At 40.8% G+C, this 11877-nt stretch carries 9 protein-coding genes; 3 read left to right on the top strand and 6 right to left on the bottom strand.

The window, feature by feature from the left end:
* Positions 1 to 18 precede the first annotated feature (18 nt).
* Positions 19 to 960 carry an ABC transporter permease gene (locus ACFQ0V_RS08925; protein ID WP_381012425.1) on the bottom strand — a complete coding sequence of 314 codons (942 nt, stop codon included), beginning with the start codon at positions 958 to 960 and terminating at the stop codon, positions 19 to 21.
* 15 nt (positions 961 to 975) lie between these two features.
* The gene (gene nikC / locus ACFQ0V_RS08920; protein WP_381012422.1) at positions 976 to 1878 is read right to left on the bottom strand and encodes a nickel transporter permease; all 903 of its coding nucleotides are present in this window, start codon (positions 1876 to 1878) and stop codon (positions 976 to 978) included.
* A gap of 276 nt (positions 1879 to 2154) precedes the next feature.
* Here nikC and ACFQ0V_RS08915 point away from each other — a divergent pair, with 276 nt between their 5' ends.
* From ACFQ0V_RS08915 to ACFQ0V_RS08905, 3 genes are all read left to right on the top strand, one after another.
* Positions 2155 to 3756, top strand: a complete 1602-nt coding sequence (locus ACFQ0V_RS08915; protein ID WP_381012419.1) for a glutathione ABC transporter substrate-binding protein — start codon at positions 2155 to 2157, stop codon at positions 3754 to 3756.
* A gap of 237 nt (positions 3757 to 3993) precedes the next feature.
* Complete coding sequence (locus ACFQ0V_RS08910) at positions 3994 to 5586, top strand: glutathione ABC transporter substrate-binding protein (RefSeq protein WP_381012417.1); 1593 nt, start codon at positions 3994 to 3996, stop codon at positions 5584 to 5586.
* Positions 5587 to 5894: 308 nt separating this feature from the next.
* On the top strand, positions 5895 to 7499 hold the full coding sequence (locus tag ACFQ0V_RS08905) for a glutathione ABC transporter substrate-binding protein (protein ID WP_381012414.1): 1605 nt from the start codon (positions 5895 to 5897) through the stop codon (positions 7497 to 7499).
* A gap of 89 nt (positions 7500 to 7588) precedes the next feature.
* Here the strand turns inward: ACFQ0V_RS08905 and ACFQ0V_RS08900 are convergent, their stop codons facing one another.
* The 4 genes from ACFQ0V_RS08900 to ACFQ0V_RS08885 all read right to left on the bottom strand — a co-directional run bounded on the left by ACFQ0V_RS08900 (position 7589) and on the right by ACFQ0V_RS08885 (position 11867).
* Positions 7589 to 8998 (bottom strand): alpha-amylase family glycosyl hydrolase, encoded by a 1410-nt coding sequence (locus tag ACFQ0V_RS08900; protein ID WP_381012487.1) that lies wholly within the window; start codon positions 8996 to 8998, stop codon positions 7589 to 7591.
* 142 nt (positions 8999 to 9140) lie between these two features.
* Positions 9141 to 9524 (bottom strand): YisL family protein, encoded by a 384-nt coding sequence (locus ACFQ0V_RS08895; RefSeq protein WP_381012411.1) that lies wholly within the window; start codon positions 9522 to 9524, stop codon positions 9141 to 9143.
* Between the two features lie 190 nt (positions 9525 to 9714).
* A complete protein-coding gene (locus ACFQ0V_RS08890; RefSeq protein WP_381012408.1) occupies positions 9715 to 10614 on the bottom strand; it encodes a fumarylacetoacetate hydrolase family protein in 900 nt (299 codons plus the stop codon).
* A gap of 80 nt (positions 10615 to 10694) precedes the next feature.
* Positions 10695 to 11867, bottom strand: a complete 1173-nt coding sequence (locus ACFQ0V_RS08885) for a DUF418 domain-containing protein (RefSeq protein ID WP_381012405.1) — start codon at positions 11865 to 11867, stop codon at positions 10695 to 10697.
* Between the last annotated feature and the right edge of the window lie 10 nt (positions 11868 to 11877).

The following is an 11877-nucleotide window of genomic DNA, read 5'->3' as shown; positions in this document are numbered from 1 at the left end:
GCTTTTCCTCCTCACTTCTTAGTTCAAGTCTATACGTTTGTTCAAGAATCTGTAAGAAACATCGACGATTAAGTTAACGAATACGAACAACATCGATAAGACGAGAACTGTCCCTTGAACGACTGGGAAGTCACGTTGTTGAATCGCTTGAATCGTTAATCGACCCATACCGTTAATTGCGAAAATTGTCTCAGTAATAACGGCACCACCTAAGAAAGCACCGAATTCTAAACCGACAACTGTAATAACTGGAATTAAGGCGTTTTTCAATGCGTGACGGTAAATAACGACTCGTTCGCTAACACCTTTCGCACGCGCTGTACGGATGTAATCTTGCCCGATTACTTCCAACATCGACGAACGTGTCATACGAGCGATAATCGCCGCTCCACCTGTACCGAGTGCGATAACTGGTAAGACGACTTGTCTCCAACTTTCGCCCCATCCAGAAGGACGCATTTTTAAAATTTCTGGTAACCAGTCGCCACCGACTGCAAACCATTGAATGAGGACGAGTCCGAGCCAGAAGTTAGGCATCGAAAGTCCGAATAGCGCGACAATCATAATACTGACGTCCGCCCATGTATAGTGCCGGACGGCGGAAACTATCCCCGCAATCAGCCCGATAAAGACGGCTAAAATTGTTGAATATACGGCTAATTCTGCTGTTACCCAAAAGCGTGTTTTAATTTCTTCAATAACGGGACGACCGTTACGAATCGAATCGCCAAGGTCACCTTGAACGACACGTGACATGTACTTTCCGTATTGGACGACGAGTGGGTCATTCAATCCGAGTTTTTCTTCTAATTGTTTAATCGTTTCAGGGGACGCCCCTTCTCCAGCCATAATTTGAGCGGCGTTACCCGGAATCAAATGCATGAGTGAGAAGACGAGGATCGAAACCCCGATTAACACTGGTATCATTTGCAATAATCTACGTACAATATACTTTGTCAAATCGCTTCCCCCTTCCTATTTTTTCATTTTTGGATCGAGTGCGTCTCGAAGTCCATCTCCGAAAATGTTGAATGCTAATACGACAATAACGATCATCATACCTGGGAACATGATGACGTGTGGTGATTCACGCATGAAGTTACGTCCTTCGTTCATCATTGCGCCCCACTCTGGTGTCGGTGGTTTAACCCCGAGACCTAAGAATGAAAGTCCGCTCGCTGTAAGTACAGCTGAAGCGATACGCATCGTTGCTTGAACGATAATTGGACTCATAACGTTCGGTAAAATGTGCTTGAAAATAATTCGTGTATGACTCGCTCCAAGCGCTTTCATTGCATCGATATATTCGAGCTTACGAACAGATAAAGTAGATCCACGAACAATCCGCGCAAATGCTGGAACTGAGTAAATGGATACGGCGATGATCATATTTTGAATACTTCCGCCGAGAACACTGACGATCGCAAGTGCAAGTAAAATTCCAGGGAATGCAAGTAAAACGTCCATGATACGCATAATGATTGTATCAACCCATCCTCCGAAATATCCTGCGACCACTCCGAAAATAACTCCGAAAATTCCACCAATTGCTACCGAAGTGAATCCGATAAACAATGTGAGTTTCATCCCGTAAATAATACGAGTGAAAATATCACGTCCGTAGTTATCTGTTCCAAACCAGTGATCCGCTGAAGGCGGTTGCAATTTGTTCGGAATATCTACTGCATCTGGTGCATACGTTAATACGTGCGGCCCAATCCACGGTGTCCCGATAATCGAGATGAGAATGAATAACACGATAAATCCTCCACCGACGACTGCTGCCTTGTTCTTTCTTAATTGTCTCCAAAGCTCTTTATAATACTCAAGCTTCGGGTTGTACTTTGCTGGTGTAGCTGTCTCCACCTGTTTTGACAAGATAAATCCCCCCATCTCTCAATAAAGTAATAGTGTACTTGAAAACGTATAAATTTGCATACGTATTCAAGTTTAAAATTTTTCAATTACTTATTAAGCTAATATACATCCGCCCGTTTGTAAATACGAATATTGCAATATCAATATATTTTCTACTATTCTTTTTATTCCGATTATTCTATATATAGTACTTTCGTGAAATTTTTGATAATTCACTATTGTTAGAATCATTTTTATATGTTACTTTAGAAAGCATCAGGAAAAGGAGGTTTTCATATGCATAACAAGAAATTTTTGGTAACAGCACTATTTGCGATTTTTGCGTTAGTCCTCGCAGCATGTAGTGGCGGCTCGGATGATAAGCCCGCAAAAGAGAACGAAGAAGGACAAGAACAGTCAGAAGGAAAAGAAGGTGGAGACTTAGTCGTCGCAGTACTTTCTGACGCAGCGACACTCGATCCACAAACAGCGACTGACGTTCCAACAGCAGCAGTGCTCGTCAACGTTGTAGAAGGTCTCGTCACGAAAGATGAAAATGACGAAATCGTTCCAGCACTCGCGAAGAGTTGGGAAAACATCGATGACTTAACGTGGGAGTTCAAATTACAAGAAGGTGTTAAATTCCACGACGGTGAAGATTTCACTGCAGAAGTTGTGAAGAAAAACTTCGAACGTATTTTAGACCCGGAAGTGGCAGCTCCACGTGCTTTCCTCTTCGAAGTGATCGAAGAAGTGAAAGTAATCGATGATCACACTGTACAAATCATTACAGAATATCCATTCGCACCATTACTTGCACACTTAAACCACCCAGTTGGAGTGATGCTCAGCCCAGCATTGATTGAAGCGGATTACGAAGGTATGAAAGCAGGTCGTCAACCTGGAGCTGTTGTAGCTGAAGGTCCAATTGGAACAGGTATGTTCAAGTTCAAATCATGGAATCCAGATGATGCGATCGTTTTAGAACGCAACGATGATTATTGGCAAGAAGGCGCAAACGTCGATACGATCACATTTAAAGTCGTACCAGAAAGTGGCACACGCGTCGCTGAACTCGAAACAGGTTACGCTCACTTAATCGAACCTGTTCAACCGAGTGAAGTAACAGGAATTGAAACGTCAGGTAAAGGGACAGTAGATGTCACAGACGGAAACTCACTCTCTTACGTCGCATTCAATACAGAAAAAGCACCTTTCGACAATCCGAAAGTACGTCAAGCAATTTCTATGTTAATTAATACTGATGAAATTTTAACAGGGATTTACGATGACTACGGTCAAGCAGCAAAAGGTCCACTCGCTCCAAGCGTATTCGGATACTCTGATAAATACCCACCGCTTGCTCACGATATTGAAAAAGCGAAACAATTACTTGAAGAAGCTGGACTAGGTGATGGATTCAAAACGTCAATTTGGACGAATGACAATCCACAACGTATTGAAACAGCTGTTTTATTACAACAAAAATTAAAAGAAGTAAATGTCGATGTTGAAATCGAACAGATGGAATGGGGTACGTATCTCGATAAGACAGCGAACGGAGAACACGAAATGTTCATCCTCGGTCTTTCAAACCCTGTTGGAGATGCTGACTACTTCTTAACACAATTGTTCCACTCGAAAAATAAAGGAGCTTCAGGTAACCGCTCATTCTATGACAATCCTGAAGTAGACCGTTTACTCGACGAAGCACGTCAAGAAATTGACGAAGCGAAACGTATCGAGTTATACGAAGAAGTTCAAAAAGTATTGATTGAAGATGCTCCGATGGTTTACGTTTATCACCAAGCGTACTTAACTGGTGTAAGCAATGACATCGATGGGTATTGGATCAACTCTTCTGGACACTACATGTTAAAAGACGTCAAATTCAAATAATAACGAACCACATACGTTACGTAAGCGTATGTGGTTTTTTATCTCTTTATTTCAAATAGTCGGACTATTCTTTTCATTACAATAACATTTTAACTCATTTTCAAGAATAGAAAAATAGTTCAATATAGCCTCAATATACTGAATAATTAAACTTAAAGCGTTTTCTTATTTCTATATTGTCTGAAAAATATTACTATGCTACAATCGCTTTACATTTAAAGTATTGGAGGCTTATCAATGAAACAACGTTCTTTTTTAACATTACTTATGTTTGCCCTCATGACTGTTATCCTTGCAGCATGTTCTGGTGGCGGCAGTAATGAAAGCGCTAAAGATCCGGCAGACCGTACACCTGTTGAAGGTGGAGACTTAGTTGTAGCGGTCTTATCAGACGCACAATCATTAGACCCTGCAAGCACAAACGACACTTCTTCTTCAGCAGTACAAGCTAATATTTTCGAGCGTTTAATCGTTCGCAACAGCGACAACGAATTAGCGCCGAGCCTTGCTGAATCTTGGGAAAGCATCGATGAAAACACTTGGGAATTCAAATTACGCGAAGGTGTAAAATTCCATGATGGAACAGACTTCAACGCTGAAGCAGTTAAAATTAACTTAGAGCGTATTTTAGACCCTGAAGTCGCATCACCACGTTATTTCTTATTCCAAATGATTGACGAAATTACAGTAATTGATGAATACACAGTACAAATTAAAACAGAATATCCATTCTCACCATTACTCGCTCACCTTTCACATACAGGTAGCGGCATGGTATCACCAGCTGTTATCGCGGAAGATTACGAAGCGATGAAAGCAGGTAAAATTGCAGGTACAATCATTAACGATAAACCGATCGGTACTGGCTTCTTCACTTTCGAGAGCTGGACACCAGACGATCGTATTAAACTCGTTCGCAACGAAGACTACTGGGGAGACAAACCACATGTCGACACAGTTACTTTCCAAGTGAGCCCAGAAAGTGCAACACGTAACGCAGACTTAGAGCGTGGATTCGTTCAAATCACAGATCCAGTTCAACCGATCGAAGTGAACTCAATTAACGAAAGTAACTTCGGTTCAGTATTCCAAAAACCATCTTCTGGTCTTTCATACATCGGATTCAACATGAACAAAAAACCATTCGATGACAAACGTGTACGCCAAGCGATCACAATGATGGTGAACCGTGCAGAAATTATCGACGGAATTTATGAAGGTTTCGGTATTCCAGCAGTCGGCCCACTCGCACCTGGTATTTTCGGTTATGACGATTCATTAGAGCCAATTGAATATGACGTTGAAAAAGCGAAACAATTACTCGCTGATGCAGGTTATGCAGATGGATTCAAAACGACAATTTGGACAAACGACAGTGACCAACGTACAGACACTGCAATTATGCTCCAACACGCATTGAAAGAAGTAAACATCGATATCGACATCGAACAACTCGAATGGGGTGCGTACCTCGCGAAAACTGCAGCAGGTGAACACGACATGTTCATCCACGGATGGAGCAACCCTCCTGGAGATGCTGACTACGGTTTATATGCACTCTTCAACTCAGCACAACACGGTGACGCAGGAAACCGTTCATTCTACAACAACCCTGAAGTCGATGCTTTATTAGACGAAGGTCGTCGTGAAGCAGATCCAGAAAAGCGTATGGCAATCTATAAAGAAATCCAAGAAATCTTAATTGATGACGCACCACTCATCTTCGTTCACCACCAAGAATACTTAGTAGGACTCAGCAATGACATTATCGGATTCGATATGGATACAAGTGGTATTTACAACTTACAAAACGTTCAATTCGTCGAGTAAGACAAAAAACACTCTTTTGACAATGTGCAAAAGAGTGTTTTTTCACCTCTTATAATGGAAGAGATTTTTCTATTTTCTCATCTTATCACCATTTCTTCCTCCTTTACTCTATCCTTTTATTATATATTCATTTTTTATTTATTTTCTAAACATAAGTATTATGAGATCATATTTATTTTCCATGAAAGCGTTTAACTATTTGAAATATACAGAATAGTGGAACATAGATTGTTTTCTAATTTCAGTGTTGTCTGAATATTATTACTATGTTACAATTTCTTTACATTGAATTATGAGGAGGCTTTTACATGAAACAACGTTCTTTTTTAATGTTGCTTCTCGTCGGACTCATGTCTGTCATTTTAGCAGCTTGTTCAGGCGGTAGCGACGAAGGTTCAAAAGACAAAGAAACACCGGAAGGAACAGAGAAACAACCAGTTGAAGGTGGCGATCTCGTCATCGCAGTTCTCTCTGATGCGCAATCACTTGACCCAGCAGGATCAAACGATTCACCTTCTTCAGTCGTACAAGCGAATATTTACGAAACACTCGTAACGCGTAACGACGAAAACGAACTCGAACCAGGATTAGCAGAATCTTGGGAAGCAATCGATGAATTAACATGGGAATTTAAATTACGTGAAGGCGTAAAATTCCATGACGGTACTGACTTTAACGCTGAAGCTGTTAAAGCGAACTTAGAACGTATTTTAAATCCAGACGTTGCATCACCACGTTTATTCTTATATGAAATGGTGACAGACGTTACAGTCGTTGATGACTACACAGTACAAATTAAAACAGAGTATCCATTCGCACCATTACTCGCTCACCTTTCACATAACGGTGGCGGAATCGTATCACCAGCAGTTATCGAAGAAGATTTAGCTGCGATGGCAGACGGTAAATTAGCAGGTACAATTATTAACCAAAAACCAGTCGGAACAGGTTTCTTCAAATTTGAAAGCTGGAACCCGGACGATAAAATTAAACTCGTTCGTAACGACGAGTACTGGGGAGACAAACCACATGTCGACACAGTCACTTTCCAAGTGAGCCCAGAAAGTGCTACACGTAACGCAGACTTAGAGCGTGGATTCGTACAAATTACAGATCCAGTTCAACCAGTCGAAGTAAACTCAATTAACGAAAGTAACTTCGGTAAAGTATTCCAAAAACCATCTTCAAGCCTTTCATACATTGGATTCAACACACAGAAAGCACCATTCGATGATGCACGTGTTCGTCAAGCGATCTCAATGTTAGTAGACCGTCAAGAAATTATCGACGGAATTTATGAAGGTTTCGGTGTTGAAGCACGCGGTCCAATCGCACCAGGCATTTTCGGACATAACGACGATTTACCATTGATTGAAAAAGACGTTGAAAAAGCGAAACAATTACTCGCTGATGCAGGTTATGCAGACGGCTTCAAAACGACAATTTGGACAAACGACAGTGACCAACGTACGGACACTGCAATTATGCTCCAACACGTATTAAAAGAAGTAAACATCGATGTTGAAATCGAACAACTCGAGTGGGGTGCGTACCTCGCGAAAACATCAGCAGGTGAGCACGATATGTTCATCCTCGGATGGAGCAACCCTCCTGGAGATGCTGACTACGGTTTATACCCACTCTTCCACTCTTCACAGTTTGGTGAGGCAGGTAACCGTACATTCTACAAAAACGACAAAGTTGATGCTTTATTAGACGAAGGTCGTCGTGAAGCAGATCAAGAAAAACGTAACGATATCTACAAAGAAGCACAAGAATTAATCGTTGAAGATGCACCGATGATCTTTATCCATCACCAAGAGTACTTACTCGGCGTCAGCAATGACATTACTGGCTTCGATATCGATACGAGCGGTATTTACAAATTACAAAACGTTCAATTCGTTGAGTAATCGACAAAAGCAGGATGGCGAAAGCCACCCTGCTTTTTTTATGGAAAAGAAAAGAGGAGATTGTCGAATAGACAATGCTCCCCTTCTCCTTATCGATTCGCTGCGCGATTTTTACGGCTGTTTTTCAAAACGACGTATAAAAATAAAATAAACGCTACATACACCATGATCGATGCGATTAAATAAGGAATGTTGTATCCTTTATCTTCCTCTACATAATACACTTCTACACGCTCACGGTCTTGAATAATATTGTATTGATCATCTTTCGTTAAACGAATTAAATCTTGATTAAGAACGCCACGTAATTTCACTTTCTCTTCTCCAAAACGCTCTTTCGGAATGCTGAACTTCTTCGTATCATCACTATTATTAATGACGACAATCCAATGCTCATCGTCTGAATAACGAGCGAATACTGTGAAATCATCTTCATTGTGAAGCAATTCGAACTCTCCGTTACGAATCGTCTCAGAGTCATTGCGTAATGTGTTTAAGTTTCCGATGTAATCTTTCAATTCCATTTCAGTCTTGAAGTTCATCATTTGAAGCCCTTCTTCAACTGTTTCCCCATTCATCGCAATTTCTGTTCCGTACGATACTGTAGGGACTCCTGGAAGCATGAATAGCGCTGTTAAAGCTGTTTTCCAACGGGTCGGTGGGAACATTCGCAACTCTACCATTTCATATGTCATACGAAGTTGGTCGATGCGATCCACTTGTAATTGTGTGCGACGATCAATCGTCTGCATATCATCGTACAATGATACCCCACTATTGAATTGAATGAATGTATCGTGGAAAGTTTGCGTCAATGCGTCATTTTGGATGATGTCGACATTGTTCGCCTCTGTCTGTTCAAGCGTCATCACAATTAATTGATCTGCTTCTTTTTTCATAAGGTCGATGAGAGATTCAAGCGATGCCGCATCCCAATGTTGAGTGTTCGTCAAACGAATCCCATCCCAACCATACTTCTCGACAGATGCTACGATTTCTTTCGCCATCGCTGCGACAAGCGCCTCGTCTATCGTCGTCCATTGACCGTCTGCTGTCGTTTCGTGCGCTTTACGAAGCGGATGTCCTTCACCTAATCGGTCGATTGGGAAATCAGCTACCGCAATCAATTTTTCTTCTTGCATTTTTTCTACTAAGCTTATTAATTCTTCTTCTGTTCCGTAATGGTCATTTACTTCGATATAAGACTCTGTATCTTCTCCCATGAAGTTTGACGCTTGCCAAACATTTCCGAGAATAACCGTTGTAAATTTCATTTCTTTAATATGATTTAAACGCTCTTTCACACCAACAAAGTCACCACCATAATAAGCAGACGGATTATTCAAGTCCACATCTTTGTCATTATCGCGTGTTCCGTTATTAAAACGGTCTACATTCAAATCATAAATACTTTGCTCCTCCGGACTCATTGCCAAAGCATGTATCGGAAAACTGCCAAACGTTAAGACGAAAACGAGTGCCAGCATCGCTGTTTTCATTTTGTACAAAATGGTTCCTCCTATCTTCACTATCTCTTCATAAGTTTAACAAATTCATTATTTTGAAACCATCGTTTCTACGTTTTTTCCCATAAAAAAAGACTGTATTTCACAATACAGCCTCATCTTTTAAATGAAATGATTAAAATGAAATACCTACTGGTAATTTGAATCCGAGGAATACTGTTACGAGTACACCAACTGCGAATAAGATCCAGAACATTTTCGTGTCTTTTCCTTTTTCTGCACGGACGAGTACCATTTCCATAAATCCAATCGTCAATAATCCGAGAACGAATTTAATTCCGTACATCGCATTATCAATTGATTGATATTGCGCGAATAACGCAAAGCCTGAAACTAAAATTAAAATATAGAAAAGTCGTGCGATCATGTGGAGCACTTTACGCCCTTTCGATCCGACTTTCATTTGTGATGCTGCTAAAAATAGTACAATTCCGACTACCCATGTGAATATGTGTAAGTGAGTACCGCCTACCATAAAATCTGGAAACATACCTTCCATATTGTCATTCACCTCTATTTAAATTAGTATAATTCCATTCTAGCATAGATGAGAATGACTACATACTATTTCACTTCTCGAATCATTATTTTTATGAAAGAAAACCACCGTTTTCGACACATTTGTCAAAATCTTCGTGGTTTTCTTTCGGTCTTTTATTTAAAATTCATCTTCTATTCATTTTCAAACGTTATTGGAAACGGTTCGTTAAAGTTCCGATATCTTCGATAGAAATTTTCACTTCATCGCCAGCTTTTAAAAACTGAGGTGGGTTCATTCCTTTACCGACACCTGCTGGAGTACCTGTTAAAATGATATCTCCTGGCTCGAGTGTCACGTAACGTGAAATTTCAGCAATGATGTCTTCCACTTTGAAGATCATGTTTGATGTGTGCCCATTTTGACGAATTTCATCGTTTACTTTCGTGACGACCGATAAGTTGTGTGGATTCGGAATTTCATCTTTTGTCACAACATACGGGCCGAGTGGACATGTTTCGTTTAAACTTTTTCCTAAGAAAAATTGTTGATGTCCGTATTGAATATCGCGCGCACTAATGTCGTTCGCAATCGTATAACCGAATACGTAGTCATACGCAAGTTGACGTGGAATTTGGTGACCGCGCTTACCGATGACAATTGCAAGTTCCGCTTCATAGTCTAACTCCGACGTGACATCCGCATGGACAGAAATCGTCTGTTCATCTGCAGCGATCGTCGTCGGCGCTTTCGTGAAGACGACAATTTTTTCAGGTGCTTTCTCTTCACCCATCTCTACTGCATGATCTGCGTAGTTTTTACCGACACACATAATATTTTTCGCTGTTTTCGGAATCGGCGACTTCCACGTAATTTCATTGAACGCATGTTTATATGCTTCTGGATTGTCGCTCTGTTCTGCACGCTCTACGAGTGAACGGATCGCTTCAACGAACTCATTACCTTTTGCGACACCTTCACGAATTGTTTTCGGGAAGTCCTCTTTGTTGAGAGCGACCGCAATTTTTAATATATCCCATACCGCTTCTTCGCGTTTTACTTTCGGGCCGTACGATTCAAATCCATCTTTTTCAAAAGTTAACAACTTCATGTTGTTTCCATCCTCCTTTATGCTCTATACAATCAGTATACATGATGCGACACGTTTCACCTACAATTATCATACGATTTTTACGGTTTGCGATATGTCCATTTTCGCCATAATGCTTCAAGTGGTCCCCGCTCATAACGAGATAACCATAAATTGGCGATAATAATTTGAATCGCGAAAATGCCGACTGCAATCCACGTGCCTGTTGCGAGATCTAACTTTCCATACAAGCCTAAGCCATAATTGTTAAAAATAAGTGTCGCAACGACAGATTGCATAATGTAAATCGTCAGCGACATTTTTCCGACAGGTGCAAGAAACTGTAATATCTTTTGAAGCGGTGTCGCCATGAGTAAAATGACGAGCCCTACATAAAATAACCCGACAAACGGTCCACCAAATGCCGTTTGTAACATATCGTAATCGATGCGTGGCTCTTTCAAATAAGGCAATGCTTTGAAATAAAAACCGAGCGGTCCAAATATGACGATGAAAACGAGCCAAAGTTTCCACAATTCCGCCCCACGTTCGATCAACTTCCACTTAGAAAAGACGACACCAAACATCATGAGCGGAACGATTAAAAACCCAGCGAATACTGAATTTAACAGTCCGTAAACGAGCCACTCTCCGACGCGAAATTGTAGCGCTTCTAAATACGTACCGTGCGCATACGCTGTAATTGCGAGTTCAATTTGTTGAATGTCGACAAATTCCTCCATTGCACCTGATGCTTGGGCAATTAAGTATGTGACTGCATACAATAACACATTCGTCACGGTGAAAAATGCGACCGATAAAACGAGTAAAATACGCTTCGGAATACGAACGATTAAAATCATAAGGAAGCCGTAAATCGCATACGTAAATAAAATATCGCCTGACCAAATGAAAATCGCATGAATGAGTCCGAATACCATCAATAAAGAAAAGCGACGTAACATGAGGCCGACTGTTGAACGATTTTGGGCAAGCCCTTTTTCATACTGCATGTTAATGCCGTACCCGAATAGCATCGCGAAAATCGGATAAAAACTACCTTCCACTAAAATATCAATCCATTTAAACGTTAATGCATCGATAGGTGAATTATAAAATGTGTGCGGATCGACGTAAATGTACGGCGATTGAAAGTGCAGCATATTGGCAATTAAAATACCGAATAAGGCTAATCCTCGTAGTACATCTAATGTCAAAATTCGCTTCGACGGTTGCATAAGTTGCTGATCGACAACCGGTTGTTCTGTAGTCAAATGATGTCCC

Origin of the sequence: Savagea faecisuis, from assembly GCF_042675605.1 — a bacterium.
In the GTDB taxonomy this organism is placed as follows: domain Bacteria; phylum Bacillota; class Bacilli; order Bacillales_A; family Planococcaceae; genus Savagea; species Savagea faecisuis.
Note: the sequence above shows the minus strand (reverse complement) of the source record. Positions and strands in the feature narration are given on the sequence as shown.